The organism is Mycolicibacterium sp. XJ870 (assembly GCF_053483975.1).
On the sequence record NZ_JBEFTI010000009.1, the window covers coordinates 186,839 to 205,551 of the forward strand.

Annotated in this window: 20 protein-coding genes and 1 tRNA gene; 10 read left to right on the plus strand and 11 right to left on the minus strand. The window is 65.4% G+C overall.

Features of this window, described 5'->3' with window-relative positions:
• Positions 1–91 precede the first annotated feature (91 nt).
• The 5 genes from ABQF30_RS25715 (at position 92) to ABQF30_RS25735 (ending at position 5,644) form a co-directional block, all read left to right on the plus strand.
• Entirely contained in the window at positions 92–850 is a 759-nt protein-coding gene (locus tag ABQF30_RS25715) for a cutinase family protein (protein WP_448469162.1), read from the plus strand.
• Between the two features lie 40 nt (positions 851–890).
• Positions 891–2,408 carry a TldD/PmbA family protein gene (locus ABQF30_RS25720; RefSeq protein WP_448469164.1) on the plus strand — a complete coding sequence of 506 codons (1,518 nt, stop codon included), beginning with the start codon at positions 891–893 and terminating at the stop codon, positions 2,406–2,408.
• Complete coding sequence (locus ABQF30_RS25725; protein ID WP_448469166.1) at positions 2,405–3,775, plus strand: metallopeptidase TldD-related protein; 1,371 nt, start codon at positions 2,405–2,407, stop codon at positions 3,773–3,775. The genes ABQF30_RS25720 and ABQF30_RS25725 overlap by 4 nt, the downstream gene beginning before the upstream one ends.
• Before the next feature lie 25 nt (positions 3,776–3,800).
• Positions 3,801–4,490 carry a YwaF family protein gene (locus tag ABQF30_RS25730; RefSeq protein WP_448469168.1) on the plus strand — a complete coding sequence of 230 codons (690 nt, stop codon included), beginning with the start codon at positions 3,801–3,803 and terminating at the stop codon, positions 4,488–4,490.
• 407 nt (positions 4,491–4,897) lie between these two features.
• Positions 4,898–5,644 (plus strand): SDR family oxidoreductase, encoded by a 747-nt coding sequence (locus ABQF30_RS25735; protein WP_448469170.1) that lies wholly within the window; start codon positions 4,898–4,900, stop codon positions 5,642–5,644.
• A 5-nt stretch (positions 5,645–5,649) separates the two neighbouring features.
• Here the strand turns inward: ABQF30_RS25735 and ABQF30_RS25740 are convergent, their stop codons facing one another.
• The 4 genes from ABQF30_RS25740 to speB all read right to left on the minus strand — a co-directional run bounded on the left by ABQF30_RS25740 (position 5,650) and on the right by speB (position 10,869).
• Positions 5,650–6,141 (minus strand): MarR family winged helix-turn-helix transcriptional regulator, encoded by a 492-nt coding sequence (locus ABQF30_RS25740; RefSeq protein ID WP_448469172.1) that lies wholly within the window; start codon positions 6,139–6,141, stop codon positions 5,650–5,652.
• 679 nt (positions 6,142–6,820) lie between these two features.
• Positions 6,821–8,299: a sodium:solute symporter family protein gene (locus ABQF30_RS25745; RefSeq protein ID WP_448469174.1), complete on the minus strand. Its 1,479-nt coding sequence runs from the start codon at positions 8,297–8,299 to the stop codon at positions 6,821–6,823.
• Positions 8,300–8,303: 4 nt separating this feature from the next.
• On the minus strand, positions 8,304–9,917 hold the full coding sequence (locus ABQF30_RS25750; RefSeq protein ID WP_448469176.1) for a thiamine pyrophosphate-binding protein: 1,614 nt from the start codon (positions 9,915–9,917) through the stop codon (positions 8,304–8,306).
• Positions 9,910–10,869, minus strand: coding sequence for an agmatinase (gene speB, locus ABQF30_RS25755; RefSeq protein ID WP_448469178.1), 960 nt, complete (start codon positions 10,867–10,869; stop codon positions 9,910–9,912). Before speB ends, ABQF30_RS25750 begins: the two co-directional genes overlap by 8 nt.
• A 230-nt stretch (positions 10,870–11,099) precedes the next feature.
• On the opposite strand from speB, the gene ABQF30_RS25760 reads away from it, so the two are divergent.
• On the plus strand, positions 11,100–12,002 hold the full coding sequence (locus ABQF30_RS25760; RefSeq protein ID WP_448469180.1) for an Lrp/AsnC family transcriptional regulator: 903 nt from the start codon (positions 11,100–11,102) through the stop codon (positions 12,000–12,002).
• On the opposite strand, the gene ABQF30_RS25765 is transcribed toward ABQF30_RS25760, so the two are convergent.
• Entirely contained in the window at positions 12,003–12,221 is a 219-nt protein-coding gene (locus ABQF30_RS25765) for a hypothetical protein (RefSeq protein ID WP_448469182.1), read from the minus strand.
• 103 nt (positions 12,222–12,324) lie between these two features.
• Between ABQF30_RS25765 and ABQF30_RS25770 the strand changes: the two genes are divergently transcribed.
• The gene (locus ABQF30_RS25770; protein ID WP_448469240.1) at positions 12,325–13,140 is read left to right on the plus strand and encodes a carboxymuconolactone decarboxylase family protein; all 816 of its coding nucleotides are present in this window, start codon (positions 12,325–12,327) and stop codon (positions 13,138–13,140) included.
• Positions 13,141–13,142: 2 nt separating this feature from the next.
• On the opposite strand, the gene ABQF30_RS25775 is transcribed toward ABQF30_RS25770, so the two are convergent.
• The 3 genes from ABQF30_RS25775 to ABQF30_RS25785 all read right to left on the minus strand — a co-directional run bounded on the left by ABQF30_RS25775 (position 13,143) and on the right by ABQF30_RS25785 (position 15,827).
• Positions 13,143–14,327, minus strand: a complete 1,185-nt coding sequence (locus ABQF30_RS25775; RefSeq protein WP_448469242.1) for a serine hydrolase domain-containing protein — start codon at positions 14,325–14,327, stop codon at positions 13,143–13,145.
• Between the two features lie 85 nt (positions 14,328–14,412).
• On the minus strand, positions 14,413–15,438 hold the full coding sequence (locus ABQF30_RS25780) for a threonine aldolase family protein (protein ID WP_448469184.1): 1,026 nt from the start codon (positions 15,436–15,438) through the stop codon (positions 14,413–14,415).
• An 8-nt stretch (positions 15,439–15,446) separates the two neighbouring features.
• A complete protein-coding gene (locus ABQF30_RS25785; protein ID WP_448469186.1) occupies positions 15,447–15,827 on the minus strand; it encodes a phage holin family protein in 381 nt (126 codons plus the stop codon).
• A gap of 168 nt (positions 15,828–15,995) precedes the next feature.
• Here ABQF30_RS25785 and ABQF30_RS25790 point away from each other — a divergent pair.
• Positions 15,996–16,069, plus strand: a tRNA-Ile gene (locus ABQF30_RS25790).
• On the opposite strand, the gene ABQF30_RS25795 is transcribed toward ABQF30_RS25790, so the two are convergent.
• From ABQF30_RS25795 to ABQF30_RS25805, 3 genes are read right to left on the minus strand one after another with little or no spacing between them, the layout of a single operon-like run.
• A complete protein-coding gene (locus tag ABQF30_RS25795; protein WP_448469244.1) occupies positions 16,029–16,646 on the minus strand; it encodes a nucleotidyl transferase AbiEii/AbiGii toxin family protein in 618 nt (205 codons plus the stop codon). The genes ABQF30_RS25790 and ABQF30_RS25795 overlap by 41 nt on opposite strands.
• Positions 16,574–16,831 (minus strand): hypothetical protein, encoded by a 258-nt coding sequence (locus ABQF30_RS25800; RefSeq protein ID WP_448469187.1) that lies wholly within the window; start codon positions 16,829–16,831, stop codon positions 16,574–16,576. The genes ABQF30_RS25795 and ABQF30_RS25800 overlap by 73 nt, the downstream gene beginning before the upstream one ends.
• On the minus strand, positions 16,828–17,475 hold the full coding sequence (locus tag ABQF30_RS25805; protein ID WP_448469188.1) for a type IV toxin-antitoxin system AbiEi family antitoxin domain-containing protein: 648 nt from the start codon (positions 17,473–17,475) through the stop codon (positions 16,828–16,830). Before ABQF30_RS25805 ends, ABQF30_RS25800 begins: the two co-directional genes overlap by 4 nt.
• Before the next feature lie 198 nt (positions 17,476–17,673).
• On the opposite strand from ABQF30_RS25805, the gene ABQF30_RS25810 reads away from it, so the two are divergent.
• Positions 17,674–17,835: a hypothetical protein gene (locus tag ABQF30_RS25810; protein ID WP_448469189.1), complete on the plus strand. Its 162-nt coding sequence runs from the start codon at positions 17,674–17,676 to the stop codon at positions 17,833–17,835.
• Between the two features lie 265 nt (positions 17,836–18,100).
• Entirely contained in the window at positions 18,101–18,703 is a 603-nt protein-coding gene (locus ABQF30_RS25815; protein ID WP_448469246.1) for a sensor domain-containing protein, read from the plus strand.
• Positions 18,704–18,713: the final 10 nt, after the last annotated feature.

Here is an 18,713-nt window from a genome sequence, read left to right on the forward strand (position 1 = left end):
ATCGTGGCCGCCCGCATTCCACTTGTTGCAAGCAGTTGCCACTTCCGCTTCGAGGCGATGGCAAACGGGAACGAGGGACGGGGAAGCACTCATGAGCGCAGTGATCGCCAAGTTGGCAAAGTCCGCAGTTCTGCCCGCTCTCGCGTTGGCCGCGATCGTCCTCGGCTCGCTGGTCGGTCCGATCGCATCGGCGGGTGCCGCTGCCGACGGGTGTGCCGACGTGGAAGTCGTATTCGCCCGCGGGACCAATGAAGCGCCGGGTGTCGGTGCGACCGGGCAGGCATTCGTCGACGCGCTGACGGGGCAACTGCCCGGTAAATCGGTCGACGTCTACGGCGTGAACTACCCGGCGTCGCTGAACTTCGGGCAGGCCGTCGACGGCATCGCCGACGCCAGCAACAGGATTCAGTCGATCGCAGCAAGCTGCCCCGACACGGCGATCGTGCTCGGCGGTTATTCGCAGGGTGCGGCCGTCGCCGGATACACCACGTCCAGCGCCGTGCCCGCCGGGTACGTGCTGCCGGCAGGCCTGTCGGGCCCGATGCCCGCGGATATCGCCTCACACGTCGCGGCCGTCGCGCTGTTCGGGACACCGGACAGCTGGTTTCTGAGCCTGGCCGACCGCAACGCGCCGCCCATCGCCATCGGAGCCCCCTACGCGGCGAAGGCCATTCAGCTGTGTGCACCCGGCGACCCGGTGTGCTTCCCCGGTGGACTCGACCGCTCGGCGCACAGTGCCTACAAGGTCAACGGGATGGCAAATCAAGCGGCCGATTTCGTGATTCGCCAGTTGGGCAGCGCCCCGTCGGCGACAGTGGTGCAGACCGCGGGCGAGGCCCGCGCGAACTGACCCGAAGCGGGTGCTCAGCCAACCGCTACCGTGGGGAACCGTGACAGTTCAGCGACATGTGGACGCCGATTTCCTCGGCCTGCCCCGATCCGAGTTGGCCGACGCGGCGCTGACCGCGGCGGCCGCGGCCGGTGCCAGCTACGCCGACCTGCGGATTCACCGCATCACCACCGAGATCATCCAGCTGCGTGACGGTGAACTGGAGACCTCGGTGGTCAACCGGGAGATCGGGCTGGCGGTGCGGGTGATCGTGGACGGTACGTGGGGGTTCGCCTCCAACGCCGAACTGGATCCGGCGATTGCCGCCGCGACCGCTCGGCGGGCTGTCGAGGTGGCGACGACACTGTCGGCGCTCAACGGCGAGCGCATCGAACTGGCGCCCGAACCTGTCTACACCGACGTGACCTGGGTGTCCGAGTACGGTATCGACCCGTTCACCGTGGCGGCCGCCGACAAGATCGCTCTGCTCGACGAATACTCCGGACGACTGTTGGCCGCCGACGGTGTGGACCACGTGTCGGCGGGCGTGCACGCGGTCAAAGAGCAGACGTTCTACGCCGACACGTTCGGTTCGTCGATCACGCAGCAGCGGGTGCGGGTGCTGCCGACGCTGGAGGCCGTCGCGGTGGATTCGGCCGCAGCCACATTCGAGACCATGCGCACGCTGGCGCCGCCGACCGCACGCGGCTGGGAGGCGGTCGCCGGCGACGAGGTGTGGGATTGGACCGGTGAACTGGCCGAGCTGCCGACCCTGCTGGCCGAGAAGACCAAGGCGCCGTCAGTCGTGGCCGGACCCACCGATCTGGTGATCGACCCGTCCAACCTGTGGCTGACCATTCACGAATCCATCGGCCACGCCACCGAATACGACCGGGCCATCGGCTACGAGGCCGCTTACGCCGGAACGTCGTTCGCCACCCCGGACAAGCTCGGCACCATGCGGTACGGCTCCAAGGTGATGAACGTGACCGCCGACCGCACCGTGGAATTCGGTTTGGCCAGTGTCGGATTCGACGACGAGGGAGTGCGCGCGCAGAGTTGGGACCTGGTGCGCGACGGTCTCTTCGTCGGCTACCAACTGGACCGGGTGTTCGCACCCCGACTGGGCCAGGCTCGCTCCAACGGCTGCGCGTATGCCGATTCACCGCACCACGTGCCGATCCAGCGGATGGCGAACGTGTCGCTGCAGCCGGGACGGGAGGACCTGAGCACCGCGGACCTGATCTCCCGGGTGTCCGACGGCCTCTACATCGTCGGCGACAAGTCCTGGTCAATTGACATGCAGCGGTACAACTTCCAGTTCACCGGTCAACGGTTCTACCGGATCCGCGACGGCCGGCTCGACGGCCAGGTGCGTGACGTCGCTTATCAGGCGACCACCACCGACTTCTGGGGCTCGATGGAAGCCGTTGGCGGACCGTCGACCTGGCGACTGGGCGGAGCGTTCAATTGTGGCAAGGCACAACCCGGACAGGTGGCCCCGGTGAGCCACGGCTGCCCGAGTGCGTTGTTCCGAGGTGTCAATGTGCTCAACACCCGGACGGAGGGCGGCCGATGATCGGCGCACAGCAGGTCGTCGACATCGCCTTGGCCGCGGCGGGGCAGGGGCGTGAGACCGCTGAAACTGTAGTGCTGGTCACCGACCGAGCCGATGCGTCGCTGCGCTGGGCGGGCAACTCGATGACCACGAACGGCGATACGGTGAGCCGTACCACCACGGTGATTTCCATTGTGCGCCATGGTGAGAAGGCTCATGTCGGGTCGGTGCGCTCGAGCGAGGTGGATCCGGCGGTAATCCCGGATCTGGTTGCCGCTGCGCAGCAGGCGGCGCTGGCCGCACCCGAGGCGCGCGACGCGGCCCCGCCGCTGCCGCCCGACGGTGTGCCGTCTGATTGGGATGCGCCGGTTCCCGGGACGGGCGCACAGGTGTTCTCCGGGATCGCAGGTGATCTCGCCAAGGGTTTCCGCGGTTCCGACCAGCTCTATGGGTACGCCCGGCATGTGCTGGAGACGACGTTCGTGGCGACCTCAGCTGGATTGCGGCGGCGGTACACCCAGCCGACCGGGTCGGTGGAGATCAACGCCAAACGCAACGGGGCCAGCGCCTGGGCCGGGGTGAGCACGCCGGACTTCGTTGATGTGCAGGTGGATTCGCTGCTCGACGATCTGTCACTGCGGCTTGGCTGGGCGGATCGGACCGTCGAGTTGCCGGCCGGGCGGTACGAGACGATCATGCCGCCCTCGACCGTCGCAGACATGATGATCTACCTGGCCTGGACCATGGACGGCCGCGGTGCGCAGGAGGGCCGCACCGCGTTGTCGGCGCCAGGCGGAACCAGGGTGGGGGAGAAACTCACGGATCTCGGGCTGACGCTCTACTCCGATCCGGTCGTGGAATCCCTGGCGTGCCAGCCGTTCGTCGCCGTACCCAGCTCCTCGGAACGGATGTCGATCTTCGACAACGGCATGGACATCGGCCGGGTGGACTGGATTCGCGACGGCGTGGTCAACGCGTTGGCGTATCCGCGTGCGGTAGCCGCCGAGTACGGTGCGCCGGTCGCCGCACCCGCCGACAACTTGCTGATGACCGGCGGGACAACCGAACTTGCCGACATGATCGCAGGCACCGAGCACGGTCTGCTGCTGACCACGCTGTGGTACATGCGCGAGGTGGATCCCACCGTGCTGCTGTTGACCGGGCTGACCCGCGACGGGGTGTACCTGATCGAGGACGGCGAGATCACGGGCGCGGTGAACAACTTCCGGTTCAACGAGAGCCCGCTGGATCTCCTGCGGCGGGCCACCGAGGCCGGCATCAGCGAGGTCACCTTGCCGCGCGAATGGGGTGACTGGGCCACGAGGGCAGCGATGCCGACCTTGAGAATTCCCGACTTCCACATGTCGTCGGTGAGTCAGGCGCAATAATCTGGGTCTGACTGACTCGCAGCGCATGTTCACCGCCTACGGCCCGTCCTACTGGGCCGCCATTGCCGTGTTCGCCGTCGTGGCAGTGCTGCTGGTGTGGCTCGGGCGTCGCCAAACTGAACATCAGGCGCGCATCTTCGGTCGCGTGCTCGGTGCGGTGACATTCGCGATATACGTGGCGATGTTCATCTACACGCTCATCCCGCCGTCTGTCGAACGGTCGGTGCCGCTGCGACTGACCGACTTCGCCACCGTCACAGCGGCGTACGCGTTCTGGTCTCAACGACAGTGGGCGTTCGTGCTCACCTATTACTGGGGTCTGACACTGAGCGCGCAGGCGCTGATCTCACCGGTGCTCAAGAGCCCGGACTTCCCGCACTACGAGTTCCTGGCGTTCTGGTCGATTCACCTGCTCGTAGTCTGGGCCGCAATCTATCTGACGTGGGGTCGCGGGCTGCGTCCCGGCTGGGACAGCTACCGCTTCGTGGTGCTGGTGACCGCGGCCTGGGCCGCGGTCACCATGGCGTTCAACGGCATTGCGGGAACAAACTACGGCTTCCTCAACGCGAAACCTTCGACCGCGTCGCTGCTCGACGTGCTCGGCCCGTGGCCGATGTACGTGCTGACCGCCAGTGCCTTGGTGGTGATTGTGTGGGCACTCATGACGTGGCCGTGGGAACGTCTGCGAGCGAACACTGCGCGAGCAGACGCGTAGGTACCCGAAAATAGCGGTTTGAAGGAGTCCCCGAATGTTGGACTCTGCACCTCGGTGTCACACGAGCACCACGTGTCCTTCAACCCTGCCACCCTGGAAGATCTCACTGGACCGGACACGCGTCTCGTCGTCCCTCCCTACGTCATGGACGGTCTGCCGGAAGGATTGGCCGACACGGGCGTCTCGCTTGCTAACGGGCAGCGGTCCGAGCTCTCAGGCGTCGTGATCGAGGCGGGCCCGTCCTACGGCACCCGCGGAGAAGCACACGCTGGTATACGCAGGGGTGCAGCAATGGGTACAGGGGGAGTTGACGACCACGGTAGGTGACATGTCCCGGAATAACGTGTCATGTCACCTAGTTGTTGGATGTGAAACGCAACAAGCGTTTTCGACAACAGGAGGGCGAGATGGCTCAGCTCGAAGGAAAAACAGCACTGATCACCGGCGGCACATCCGGCATCGGTTATGCGACGGCGCGCGCCTTCGCCGACGAGGGCGCCAAGGTGTTCATCACCGGGCGTACCCAACAGCGCGTCGACGCCGCCGCAGCGTCGCTGGGTTCCGGTGTCGTCGGTGTAGCCAGCGATGTCACCAACAGCGAGGACCTGGACCGACTTGTCGGGGTCATCCGCGACGCAGGCGCCGGCCTTGACATCGTCTTCACCAACGCTGGCAGTGGTGAGTTCGCCACGCTGGAGGACGAGACACCCGAACACCTCATCGACACGTTCAACCGCAACGTGGGCGGGACGGTGTTCACCGTGCAGAAGACGCTGCCGCTACTCAATCCCGGTGCCTCGATCGTTCTGTCCGGCTCCACCGCGGCCACCAGGGGTACCCCGGCATTCGGCGCCTACGCCGCGGCAAAGGCTGCTGTCCGGTCCTTCGGCCGTACCTGGGCCACCGAGTTGGGCGAGCGCGGCTTCCGGGTCAACACGGTCATACCCGGTCCCATCCTGACCGAGGGACTCACCGAACTGGTGCCTGACAAAGACCAGCGGCAGGCGTTCTTCGACGGTCTGGCAACGAACCCGATGAAGCGGATAGGTGATCCTGCCGAACTGGCCGCCGTGGCGGTATTCCTCGGCTCCGATGCGAGCAGCTTCATGACAGGTGCGGAGATCTTCGTCGACGGGGGCATGAATCAGGTTTAGCCGGTCTATCTGAGGTCGGGACGCGGCAAGGTGCCCTCGCGCAACAGACTCTCGTGTACAACGGCGAGGATGTCGGCGAGGGCATCCTCGTGCTCGGGATCCAGATCGGCGAAGAACGCCCGGTGTACCCACTCTGCATGCACCGGGGCAGCGCCGGCGAGCCGGTCCCAGCCCTCGTCGGTCAGGACAACGACAGTGCCGCGACCGTCGGTGTCACAGGTTGTGCGCTCGACCAGGCCACGGCGTGCCATCCGCATCAGGTGGTGAGAAACCCGGCTGCGTTCCCACCCGATCACCGTGGCCAGTGCGGTCAGCTGCAGGCGGCGATCCGGTGCGCGCGAGAGCGTACTGAGCACCGTGTAGTCGTAGAGTGAAAGGCCGCACTCGGTGCGCAGGTGACGGTTCACCTCATATTCGAGCCGGTGATAGACCCGCATGAAATTCAGCCAGGCACGCTGCTGCGTCGGCGTTAGCGGGTACTCGCCGGAATCAGTCATCGCGCATCATGGACAAGCATGCAGTCCATCGAAGCAAAACTCAACCTGGACACGCGGTTTCGGTGACTATCCGTGTCGACGACCACCGAACGGGCTCGAAGCGGGCCAGCCCGGCGCGGAACGCTTCGATGCGGCTAAACCTTGATCCACCGATCGACTGTCGATGTGCAGTTGAGTTTGGTTGTGCGGCTTGGATCTGAGGTGAGCTGTGGTGTGGGCGTGTGTGATGGCCGATCTCTGTATCGGCTTGTTCCTGTGGGTCTTTCGGGCCGGGGGATGGGTGAGGCTGCCTGGGTTAGGCGATGAGCGGCCGATGTCGCCGAAACAGGTTGTGGAACAGGGCATTCCACGCGGTTTCCCAGGGCGAGGTCCGCGGCAGATGCCGGGTCAGCCGTCGGGCGGAGGAGGCGATGCGTGCCGGGACGCTGATCAGAGTTCCTGGTCGGTTTAACCACCAGCGCCTTCCTGCCATGCAGAGCCCATCGCTGATGAAGCACACGAACCGCCCAACGATTGACTCCCAGATACCTCGCCGTGGCGCTGTAGCCCCGGCCCTGCTCGAACAACGCTACCGCCGCACCGCGTTGAGCCGCAGTCAACGAACTAGAAGGATGCAAAAAAGTACTCCCACAAGAAGGAACTGAATTTCAGTCCAACTTCCGGGGAGCACTTCAGTTTTCTAGGGTACTTCCACGTCTGCTCGGCCAGGGGAAATCTCGCGTCCGGCCAGCCGGTCGTCCCATACCTGCAGCACCGGTGCGGGGGTCCGGGTCGTCGCAAGGCTGACCACGACATAGGCGATCAGGCTTGAAGCCAGGCCGTAGTAGATCGGCTCGTTGGCCAGCACATCACCGACGATCGCCATCGTCCCCAGCGTCACCACGGTGCCGACAGCCATCGACGCCAGTGCACCGGCGCCGGTCGCCCGCTTCCAGAGGAACCCGCCGAGGATCGCCACCAGCAGCCCGCCGACGAGAATGTCGTAGGCGATGGTGAGCGCGCCCACCACGTCGTTGAGCAGCGCGGCGATGATGATCACGATGACGCCGAGCACCGCGACGTAACGGCGGTCCGAATGCACGTCTCCTTCGGGACTCTCCGCGTCATCGGCTTTCCGACCGATCAGGCGTAACAGCAGCGGTTTCACATCGGTTCGGGCGACAGTCGCAGTGGCAATCAGCGCTCCCGACGCTGTCGACATCATCGCGGCCACCGCGGCGGCCAGCACGATACCGCTGATGCCAACAGGGAGGATGGATTCCGCGATCTGGGCGTAGACGTCGTCCGAGGCTTCGACGTCGGGCAGGAATGTCGCGGCGGCCATGCCGATCAACGCCCCGGCAACGCCGTACAGCACGCAATAGAGCGCGGCCGTGGTGCCACCCCACTTGGCCACCTGCGGCGAGCGTGCGGTGAACACCCGCTGCCAAATGTCCTGTCCGATCAGCATTCCGAAGCTGTAGACCACGAAGAACGTGATGATGGTGTCGGTGCCGATCGCGGTGAAGTCGAACACCGCGTCACCGGCACGCTCGCGGATGCCGTCCAGGCCGCCGGCCCTGTTCCAGGTGAACGGCAGCAGCAGGAAGAACACACCGATGGTCTTGAGGATGAACTGCACCATGTCGGTCAGCGTGATGGACCACATGCCGCCGATCGACGAGTACAGCATGACCACCGCACCGCCGATGATCACCGACAGCGTGCGGCCCGTGCCGAACAGCACGTTGAACACCGTCGCGTACGCAATGGTCGAGGTGACAGACAGCATCAACGTGTAGGCGGCCATCACCACACCGGACGCCGACGTGGCGTCGACGCCGTAGCGCAGGCTCAGCATCTGCGCGACGGTGTAAACCCGTAGGCGCGAAATGGGTCCGGCGAAGAACAGGCTTAGTGCGAGCAGGCCGACGGCGATCGCGACGACCAGCCACATGCCCGAGATTCCCCACTTATAACCCAGGCCGACGCCGCCGACCGTGGAGGCACCGCCGAGCACGACGGCAGCCATCGTGCCGGTGTACAGGGCCGGACCAAGGCGACGGCCCGCGACCAGGAAGTCGGCGGAGTTCTTGGTGCGGGTCTTGCCCCAGAACCCGAACGCGAGCATGGCGAGGAGATAGACGACGACGATCGCGATATCGAGTGGTTTACCCACGGCTTCATTCCTTCGTTAGGTGGGTGGGTGCAAACATACGCAGCAGCGCGGGCAGGACGACCACGGCGGGGCCCTCGGTCCCGAACGTGGCCGCCACGATCTCGCCGACATTCTCGGTAGTGGCGGCGCGTGCCGGAATCCCGAAACTGGCTGCCAATCCGGCGAAGTCGGGCCGGGCCAGTTCGGTGGCGGTTGCGGAACCGAACTCGGCGGTCATGTATTCGCGCAGGATTCCGTATCCACCGTCGTCGACGATCAGCCAGGTGACATTGGCGTCGTGCTGACGCGCGGTGGCCAGTTCGGCGATCGAGTACATGGCACCGCCATCACCGGATACCGCGAAGGTTCGCTCGCCGGTCGCGATCGCGGCTGCCAGGGCGGCCGGGAAGGCGAAGCCCAAACCGCCTGCGCCCTGGCCGGAATGGAAACCGCCGTCCTGCGGATCCCACGCCGACCAGGCCCAGTAACCGGCGATCGTCATGTCCCAGAAGGTGTGGGTGGTCGACGGCACGGCAGCGCGGAGGTCGGCCATAAGCGCCAGCTCGGTTTGCACGTCTTGCGTGGCAAGCCTGTCCTGCACGGCTTTTCGTAACTCCGCGGCCTGCGCGGCGCCCGGACCGTTGTCGCGGGCGGCCACCCGCGCGGTCAACGCGCTCATGGCCGCGGCGGCGTCGGCATGGATGGCCAGTGCGGGGTGGTTTGCCTCCAGCACGCGCGCTTCTGCGTCGATGTGGATGAGCTGCCCGCGCGGGGCGAACGTGAAGTAGTTGCTGGTGACCTCGCCCATCGCGGTGCCGACGGCCAGCAACACGTCGGCATCTTCGAGCAGGTCGGTGGTGTAGCGGTCTTCGATCCAGGATGCGGCCGACAGCGGGTGGTCGAACGGGATGGCACCCTTACCGCCGATCGTGGAAACCACAGGTGCGCCCAACTTTTCGGCCAGCACCACCAACGCCTCAGGTCCGCCGGGGGATCGGCGCACCCCACCGCCGGCCAGAATGACCGGTCGCGCAGCGCTGTTCAGCAGCGTCGCGGCCTCCTGGAGGATCTCGTCCCGCGGGGAACGGTACGTCGGCGGGCACGCCAACATGGTCACCGGCGGCACCGAGGTCGGCTCCAACAGCACATCCTGTGGGACCTCCACCCACGTCGGGCCTGCCGGTGCAGACAGCGCCAGCGCGTAGGCGTCGGCGATCAGGCTCGGAATCTCGGCGGCCCGCCGCACGGTGGCAACGCTTTTGGTGACGTTGACCGCACTGGCCTTCTGGTCGTCAAGTTGATGCAGCATGCCCCGGCGCAGTCCCATGCCGGATCGCGGCACCTGGCTGGCGATCACCAGCAGCGGAACCCCGGTGGCATAGGCCTCCTGCAGCGCGCCGAGCGCCGTCAAAGCGCCCGGCCCGGTAGACAGGAACAGCACTCCGACCTCGCCGCTGACACGGCTGTAGCCGTCGGCGCCGAATGCGGAGTTGTTCTCCACGCGTGAGCTGATGAACGTCAGATCGCTGCGCCGGATGGCGTCGAACAAGCCGAGCGCGTTCTGGCCCGGGATGCCGAAGACATGCGAGACACCCAGTGCGGTGAGGGTTTCGACGACGAGGTCGCCTCCGTTACGCATCAGAACCCAATGCCAGCAGGGACACCAGGTCGTACGCGACGTGCGACGCCGCCACCCCGGTCATCTGAGCGTGGTCGTAGGCCGGAGCAACCTCGACGACATCGGCGCCGATCAGGTTCAATCCGCGGAACCCGCGCAGGATCTCCAGCAGCTCACGGCTCGTCATGCCGCCGGCCTCGGGGGTGCCCGTGCCAGGCGCGTGTGCCGGGTCGAGCACATCGATGTCGATCGAGACGTAGACGGGGCGGTTACCGACGCGCTGCCGGAGTTTGTCGACGACCTCGCGCACGCCTTGGTAATACACATCGGACGAGGTGACGATGCCGAACCCGAAGCGGCGATCATCCTCGAGGTCCTTCTTGCCGTACAGCGGGCCGCGGGTGCCGACGTGCGACAGCGCCTCGGTGTCGACGATGCCCTCTTCGACGGCGCGGCGGAACGGGGTGCCGTGGGTGTATTCGGCGCCGAAGTAGGTGTCCCAGGTGTCGAGGTGGGCGTCGAAGTGCACCAGCGCAACCGGGCCGTGCTTGGCGGCCGCCGCGCGCAGCAGTGGCAGCGCGATGGTGTGGTCACCACCTATGGTCACCAGTTTCGTTCCGTCGGAGGTGAGTTCACCCGCAGCGCCTTCGATGGTTTCGATCGCCTCGTGAATGTTGAACGGGTTCACCGCGATATCGCCCGCATCGGCCACCTGGATGAGATCGAACGGCGACACGTCGAGGCCGGGGTTGTACGGCCGCAACAGCCGCGAGGACTCCCGGACGTGGCTTGGGCCGAATCGCGCCCCGGGCCGGTAGGAGACACCGGAGTCAAAGGGAATCCCGGCGACCACGACGTCAGCTTTGGTCACCTCGTCGAGTCGGGGTAGCCGCGCGAAGGTGGCGGGTCCGGCGAAGCGTGGGACCTTCGACGCGTCGACGGGTCCGATGGGGGCCGAAGATGTTGCGGTCATGCTGGGCACTTCCTGTGTGGTCTGCCGGGGCGAGATGTGATCTGCGTTACGGTAAACCCGCAGGTAAGCCGAGCGCAATCACTTCGATCGTTACATCCGTATTTCCAGTGTCGATATGCCCGTCAGGCGTATCATTCAGATCAGAAATAGCGTCAGGGGACTCGTTATGTGATTGTTATGCCGGTAGGGCGCTGAGGAAAAATCTTCGACGAATTTCAGATTGGTACCGGATGGATGAGGTGGACGAGGCGATCATCAGCCTGCTCGAGGGCGACGGGCGGCTGACGCACCGCGACATCGCGCACCGGGTGGGGCTGTCGCGATCGGCGGCCGCCACCCGGATACAGCGCCTGATCGCGACCGGGCAGGTGGTGGTGCGCGGCGTCGTGCACCCTGCCGTCCTCGGCCGCGGGGCACTGGCGCACGTCAGCGTGATGGTCGACGGGCCGGCGGCCGGGATCGCGGCCAGCCTGGCGGAACGCGACGACGTCGCGTTCCTGTCGCTGACCAGTGGTGCATACGGGTTGGTGGCCGAGGTGCGCGTCGGGTCGGTTCGCGACATCGACGGCGTGGTATCAGAACTGCGGTCGATGCCAGGTGTCGTCGGGATCGATACGCTCACCTACGTCGAGGTGCTCCGCGACGTGGTCGGCCCGGTCGGGGACGTCAGCGTCGAGGTCGACGACATCGACCTGGCGCTGCTGCGTGCCCTGCAGAACGACGGGCGGGCGTCCTACGTGGATCTGGCCGAGACGGTGGGGCTTTCACCCGCGGGTGCGCGGCGCCGTGTCGTGCGGCTCATCGAATCGCAGGTGGTGCGCATCGGTGCGGTGGTCCGGCATTCCGGCCAGGACCGGCAGAGCGCGCTCGGGCTCGGGATCAGACTCACCGGGGCAGCTGATGAGGTGGTGTCGGCGCTGATGGGCATGCGGTCGGTGATCTTTGTGGCCCGCACGCTGGGCCGGTTCGACTTGCTGGTGACGGTGCGGGCATTCTCGGCCGCCCAACTGATCGAGATTCTCGATGCCGTGCGTGTGCTGTCCGGCGTCGGTGTCGTCGACAGTTGGGTGCACCTCGACGTGGTCAAGGAGAGCTATGCGTCGGGGTTGGATGTGAGCCGGGAGCCGCTCTAGCTACTTCCAATGCTTCCCGCCGTGACGGATATCCCAAGGCCCATGTCCAGGATTCCACGGCTTCCCGTCAATCCAACCTGGTCCTGACACGCAGGCGCTCCAGATCCAGCCGTTCCAGCACAGGCCCGGGTCATTGTTGGCCTGGGCGCTTCCGGCCCCGGTGAGTGCGATTCCCGCCGACACCGCGAGCGTGGCCAAGGTGACGAAGACTTTCTTCATGGCACACACCTCCTCTAGGTGTCTACCCAGTTTAGGCCGGCCGGTCACTGCGGCAAGTCCGAGAGCGCCGCTCAACTAAACCGCCCCGCGGGTGCGCACGGTGATGGATACTGCCGGTGTGTTGAGTGAGTTGACCCGTCTGGTGGCGTTGTCGCCGCCGAAACTGGCCGACATCAACGCCGACATTCGGGAGGCGTGCGCCTCGACGGTCGGATTGCCGCCGCTGCCTGCCGAGTCCTCCGGCGGTGCCGTCGACCCCATGGTCACCGAGTTCGCCGAGCAGTTCAGTGTCGACGTGACGGCGATCAGCGATGCGCACCGCGCCGCTTTCTCAGACTTGTTGGGCGCCGACGTATTTGGCGTGGCGACACTGATCTACATCGCCGACTTCGTGCCGCGGGTGCATGCCGGGCTGTCCGCGATCGGGGTGGACGTGCCGATCGAGCCCGTGAGCTGGGACCACGACACGAACCCCGGCGATTACGTGCTGGACGTCTTCGTGCCCGCGGTGGGTCGGATGCGGGCGCTGGATCCGGTGACCTCCGAGATCGCCCGACTGCGCGGGGCCAGGCAGCACAATTGCCGGCTGTGCAAGTCGCTGCGGGAAGCTGCCGCATTGGAGGCCGGCGCGACCGAGTCCGTCTATGACGAGATCGACGACTATGAGAATTCGGAGCTGTCCGGCCGGCACAAGGCTGCGTTGCGGTACGTCGACGCGCTGATCTGGACGCCGTCACAGGTGTCGGGTGACGAGCTGCTGCAACACTTTTCGCGCGATGAAGCGATCGAGCTGACGCTCGACGTCATGCGCAACGCGTGCAACAAGGTGGCCGTCGCACTAGGTGTCGACGCGGCGCGGGTAGACGACGGGACCGAGACGTATCGGCTGGGAGCCGACGGGCAACCGGTCTACAGCTGAATTCAACCGAGGTCCAAGCCCGGATAGATCTCGTCCAGGACGGTCGGCAGCAGTGCGTTGGCCGTCGTCCTACCGTCCGGTGACAGCGTCAAATTCGTCCAGATCACAAGCGCCACATCGTTATAGCGATCAAATCCGATGAACGAGTTGAAGCCCGGCAGTTCACCGCCGTGGTAGTACATCGCGGCGTTCGGGCCGAACCGTTGATAGCTGATGCCATAGCCGTATTGCTGCCCGTCCGGCTGGTCCGGATCCTCGGGGCGGAGGCTGTCCAGCCAGAGTTGTTGGTACTCGGCATCGAAGACCTTGCCGGTACCCAGGGCTCGTATCCACGCGGCCAGGTCGTCGGCAGTGGAGATGGCGCCGCCGGCCGCTGTGGCATATGACGAGTTCTGGTGGGTGTAGTCGATTGGTTTGAGCGTCCCGGCCTTGGCCGCCGCGGTCAACTCGGCTGGGTAAGCCTCATCGACCAAGGCGTACAACGTCTTTCCGTACATGTAGCCGTGGGAATACGGACCGGGCAGCGCTGTGACGTCGGCGGCGGGCAGCACGGTGTCCGGCATGTCGAGCGGCCGGAACAGGCGCGCATCGAACTGCTCCGCCAATACCCGGCCGTCAACCTTCTCCGCGACCAGACCCAGAATTGCGTAGTTGGTGTTGCAGTACTCGTAGGTGGTGTCGGGCGCGGCACTCGGCGGATGGGCGAACGCGATGGACAGCACTTCCCGCGGTGTCCACGCCTTCGCCGGGTCGGCATCGAGTTGTGCTGCCAGTTCCGGAGCGAAGGTGTAGCAATACAGCCCGCTGCGCATTGTCAGGAGGTCCGCGAGAGTGATTGTGTCGCCGTTGGGCACGTTGGGGATGTAGGTCGACACCGGATCGTCGAGCTTGAGCTTTCCGTCCTGGGCGAGAAGCACAATCACCGCGGCCGTCATGGTCTTGGTGTTCGACGCGATCCGGAAGTGCGTGTCGGGCTGCGGGGGTGATTGCGTGCCCAGCTCGGTGGTGCCAACCTTCGCGGTGAACGTGCCCTGCGGTGTCTGCAGCAACACCAATGCGCCTGGTACCTGCAGTTTCTTAGCGGCGTCCGCGACGACGGTCTGAAAGTTGGCAGGGTCGATGGGCTTGAGGGCGGATGTCTGCGGTGCAGTGCACGCGGTGACGGCGAGGGATGCCGCCACCGCCATTCTCCAAGCCGTCACCGCTTAGGTGTTACGCCGTTTCCGACGCCAGGGCTGCACATTCGCCGAATTCACGACCCTGATGCCGAATTCAGGCGAGGAGCCGGAGAACCTCGTCAATCTCCTGCTCCGTCGTTGCCCATGAACAGACGAACCGCACAGTGGGTAGCAGAGGGTCGGGCCGGTGGATGGCATAAGCCGTCGACATCTGCTCGTAAGCGCGAGGGTCGAGGTCGACGAACACCTCGTTGGCCTCGGCCGGAGAGGCGAGTCGGTGGCCAAGGCTCTCAAAGCCTGCACTGAGACGGGCGGCCATCGCGTTGGCGTGGCCGGCGTTCCGCAGCCACAAGCCGTCGTGCAGCAATGCCTCGAACTGAGCTGCGATGAAGCGTTGCTTGCTCGTCAGGTGACCGATTTGCTTCTGTACGAAGTGAATTCCGTCGAACAGTACGGGACGGCGCACGAGGATCGCGTCCCCCAACAGGATTCCGTTCTTGGTGCCGCCAACGGTGACGATGTCGGCATCACCGATGGCGTCTCGTGGCGAGATATCCAGAGCTGCAACCGCGTTGGCGATTCGTGATCCGTCGACGTGTGCCAGGAGGTCCAGATCGTGGGCGTGGTCGACGAAGTCTTTGATCGCCTGCGGGGTCCAGAGACGTCCGTTCTCGGTGGATTGCGTGATCGTGACGATCCGAGGCTGCGAATGATGGACCGGCCCGCGCCGGACAACGGCCCTATCGAGTTCCGTTGGGGCGATGAGGCCGTCATCACTGGGCAACTTGGTCAGTTGAGCGCCGGAGAGCCGGACCGGACCGCCCGCCTCGTCGACCAGCGAGTGCGCGATGTCGCTGCAGAGGATCTCCTGCCACGGCCGAACCGCCGAGGCGAGCGCGATGATGTTGGCGCCGGTTCCGGTGAGCGCGAACAACACGTCGGCGTCTGGGGAGTCGAACGCCGTTTTGATGACCTCGGCGGCCCGCTGCGTGACGACGTCGTCGCCGTAGGACGGGGCGGCGCCGGCGTTGGCCGCGGCGATCGCGTCGATGATGTTCGGGTGTGCGGGCGCGGCGTTGTCGGAGGCGAACGCGTAGGACGGTGACGGCACGCCCGCCATGATTCCACTTAGGCCGAGGTGGCCTTCTTCTTGAGGACCAGCATCGGCAACACCAGGGTCGCGAGCGCGGTGACGAGCCAGACGACGACCGTCGCCGCGATCCACGAGCCGATCCCGCGGATGCTGAGACCGCTGGTGAGCACCGAGGCCAGGATCAATGCCGCCAGCGTCGAGATCAGGCCGATGCCGCCCAGGAATGCCGAGGCGTAGCGGTTGGCCATCTTGAGGAAGAACGGCGAGAGGATGCCCTGCGCGACGGCGAAGATCACGACCGCGGTGATGAAGCCGACGATCGACACCCGAACACCCGGCACCAGCCATGACGCGACCAGCAAGCCGATGGCCGATGAGCCGAGGAAGATCGCAATGCGCAGCAGAAAGCGGATCACGCGGTGAGCGTATCGGCCGTATGTGCTGATCGCGCCGATTTGACTCGCCGAGTGTGCCGATTCATCCGGCGGCAGCGGCGCGTCGCGGATAGAACCGCACGGTCGCCCGAAGCCGCTGGTGGTGGCGGGCGCACAATGTGGGAACATAGGTGCCGCGCAGCCGCGCCCGGGGCGGTAGCTCAGTCGGTTAGAGCCGTGGACTCATAATCCATTGGTCGCGGGTTCGAGCCCCGCCCGCCCCACTTCAGAGGGTGTAGCTCGCGATGCCTGCCGCCATGCGTCGCGTACCGCTTCGAGTGCTTGGCCCGCGGAGACGGTGAGGCGGGTTTGGCCGGCCAGTTGCGCCTGCCACTCCGCGTCTGATGGCGCACAGTTGAACAGGTAGGGTGCCGGGTTCCTGTTGGTGGGTCCATATCGCCGGAACAGCGAGGCCGCGTCGGCATCGATCGCGTCGATGTTGCTCAGCGCCCAAAGGTCCCATAGGTCGCGGGCAGCGTGTCGATCCGACCACGTTGCGGTCTTGGAGGCCGCGAAGGCCGGCAGGGTGGGAACGAGGAGCTCGGCAGGTGCGGCGTCGGTGTAGCGCTGGATCAAACTGAAAAGTTCGGTGGGCCAGACGATACGGTCCCGCGCAGACAGCAGCTGCAGCCGGACCGGACGGCCGTCTGCGGGGCGCAGCAGCACCGGAAGCGTGTCCGGGGTATCGCGGAGTAGAGGCTCGACGGTGAGCCTGCCGTGAGTGCGCGCTACCGCACGGGGCAGCGCGGTGTCGAGACCGCGCGCGACGTCCTTGCGGCTGCCGATGGCAACGAGGTCGATGTCTTCGCTGAGCCGGCCATCGGGAAGATACGTCCGAGAAGTGCAGTGCCTCCGATGAAGTGAATCCGATCGCCGAACTGCGCGCTCAGGAAGGCGAGCAGGTGCGAAATCAGGTGATCGCGTTCTACCTGTTCGGCCGCGACACCGAACTGTGTTGCCACCACGTCACGTTCGTCTGGATTCATGACCGTCCGCGGGCCCAGTTCTCGGCGCGGCGCAGGGATGCCATCCGGCGCTGTCGGGTCGCGAGTTGCGCTAGTCGCTCTGTATCGCACCGCGCGTAGAGCGCGGCGACCGCGGCGGGTATGTCGGCTTCGGCGTAGCCCAGGCTGGGGCGATTGGCCAAGTCGAGCACTGTCTGTTCGGGTGAAGTGACCAGGGTGGGTCCGAGTTCGGTGCTGACTCGCTCGGCGTCCAATCTAGGTGTGTCGCGTTTGACGAAGCGCACGACGGCTTGTCGATCCGACAGCACGATGGGTCGATGTTGTTGTGGCGCTGCAACAACTGCGGTCGCCAGGGCGCGGGGAATGGCTCCGTGCAGTCGGGCGGCGCTGACACTCATCAGCACGACGTCGTCGCTGCCGTAGATGGCTGAGCCGATACCGGCCGCCGCGGTTTCCAGCTCAAGCTTCCACGAGCGGCCGATCAGGTGCTGCGGAATCACCACGTAATAGCCGTTCGCAAGGCGGTGCAGAAGGCCGCGTTCGTATAGCCGGGCGATCTCAGCGGCAGGGTGGGCATACACATTTCTCGCCTGCCCGGGGCGGAACGTTCCGAGTGGATGCTCGGCAAGCCCGGGCGGCACCGCCGTGCTGTGCTTCTGCGCCATGATGACTCCTTGAGTATGCAAATCATAGGCTATTAGCCTATGATTTGCATACCCGCTACGGGCGCTGACCTGCCGTGTCCATCTGCCCGTCCCGGATCGAGCAGATCGACGACTTCAGTATGGGTGCCCGGGTTCGAGCCCCGCCCGCCCCACTTCAGAAGGCATTCAGCGCGAGCTAAGTGAAGTCAATCCGCCCTGTTGACTTCACTTGGCGCCAACGCTCACCGCTACCTCAACCCGCTCACCGAGGCGGGAATCCTCGTCGAGACAACCAATGGACCCCGCAACCGAGTGTGGAGTTCTCCTGAAGTGCTCGCCGTGCTCGACGCTTTCGCCGAACGCGCCGGGCGGCGAGGCTGACCGCTGTTCGTCAGCGGGAACCTGCAGGTGGAGTTGCCGTAACGATCCCGCAAAGTCTTCGCACTTTGTTCGGAATGTTCTGCCGAGTATTCCAATTCGCTGTTTCCCTTGATTTGCCACACTGCGACGTGTTTTCAATGCAGAGACGGGGGAGAACCGCATGCGTCGTCTGACAACCGTTATTGCTATTTCCGCCATTTGTATCGCCGGCCAAGGCTGCGGCAGCACAAGCCAAGAGCCTGCCGCGCAGACACCGACCAAATCGATGATCACGTCGTTCGCCCCGGCGCCGTTGTTGACCCGCGCCCTGCCCAAATTATTGCTTCCTCCTGAGCAGATTGGCGCAGTGATGGCGGCAGCGGGAATGACTGTCACCAATTCCCAGGACCAATTGCCGGACGACAGCGCGACCATGCAACCGCGGGAGTGCTTAGCCGTCGACGGCGCGGCGCAGGCGCTGATCTATGCCGACAGTGGTTTCACCGACGCGCGTGATGTGACACTCAAGAACGGCGACGACTTCACCCATTACGCCCATCAGGCTGTGGTCTTGTTCCCCAAGGCCGAGATGGCCAAAGCGTTCTACGACGCGTCAGCGCAACAATGGCCGCAGTGCAAGCACTACACCCACCTGCAGTCCGGCACGCAGTGGGACCCCGGACCGATCTCGAACAAGGCAGGCATGCTGAGCACGATCGCAACTCAAAGGGCCGCCAAGAAGGGCGGATGGGCGTGTGGGCGGGCGTTGACCGCCAGGAACAACGTCGTCGTCGATGTCAACACATGCAGTGCCAACCCGGGGGACTCGGCCGTCGCGATCGCGGCTCAGATCGGCGCGAAGGTGGACGAGCCGTCGTCGCAACGGTAGGCAGCTGCGC

Coding starts and splice junctions, on each gene's coding strand:
- ABQF30_RS25765 (WP_448469182.1), bottom strand. CDS start 12,221: ATGAAGAAAGTCTTCGTCACCTTGGCCACGCTCGCGGTGTCGGCGGGA.
- ABQF30_RS25730 (WP_448469168.1), top strand. CDS start 3,801: ATGTTCACCGCCTACGGCCCGTCCTACTGGGCCGCCATTGCCGTGTTC.
- speB (WP_448469178.1), bottom strand. CDS start 10,869: ATGACCGCAACATCTTCGGCCCCCATCGGACCCGTCGACGCGTCGAAG.
- ABQF30_RS25750 (WP_448469176.1), bottom strand. CDS start 9,917: ATGCGTAACGGAGGCGACCTCGTCGTCGAAACCCTCACCGCACTGGGT.
- ABQF30_RS25760 (WP_448469180.1), top strand. CDS start 11,100: ATGGATGAGGTGGACGAGGCGATCATCAGCCTGCTCGAGGGCGACGGG.
- ABQF30_RS25800 (WP_448469187.1), bottom strand. CDS start 16,831: ATGAATCCAGACGAACGTGACGTGGTGGCAACACAGTTCGGTGTCGCG.
- ABQF30_RS25735 (WP_448469170.1), top strand. CDS start 4,898: ATGGCTCAGCTCGAAGGAAAAACAGCACTGATCACCGGCGGCACATCC.
- ABQF30_RS25715 (WP_448469162.1), top strand. CDS start 92: ATGAGCGCAGTGATCGCCAAGTTGGCAAAGTCCGCAGTTCTGCCCGCT.
- ABQF30_RS25775 (WP_448469242.1), bottom strand. CDS start 14,327: ATGGCGGTGGCGGCATCCCTCGCCGTCACCGCGTGCACTGCACCGCAG.
- ABQF30_RS25740 (WP_448469172.1), bottom strand. CDS start 6,141: ATGACTGATTCCGGCGAGTACCCGCTAACGCCGACGCAGCAGCGTGCC.
- ABQF30_RS25725 (WP_448469166.1), top strand. CDS start 2,405: ATGATCGGCGCACAGCAGGTCGTCGACATCGCCTTGGCCGCGGCGGGG.
- ABQF30_RS25770 (WP_448469240.1), top strand. CDS start 12,325: ATGGATACTGCCGGTGTGTTGAGTGAGTTGACCCGTCTGGTGGCGTTG.
- ABQF30_RS25805 (WP_448469188.1), bottom strand. CDS start 17,475: ATGGCGCAGAAGCACAGCACGGCGGTGCCGCCCGGGCTTGCCGAGCAT.
- ABQF30_RS25815 (WP_448469246.1), top strand. CDS start 18,101: ATGATCACGTCGTTCGCCCCGGCGCCGTTGTTGACCCGCGCCCTGCCC.
- ABQF30_RS25780 (WP_448469184.1), bottom strand. CDS start 15,438: ATGGCGGGCGTGCCGTCACCGTCCTACGCGTTCGCCTCCGACAACGCC.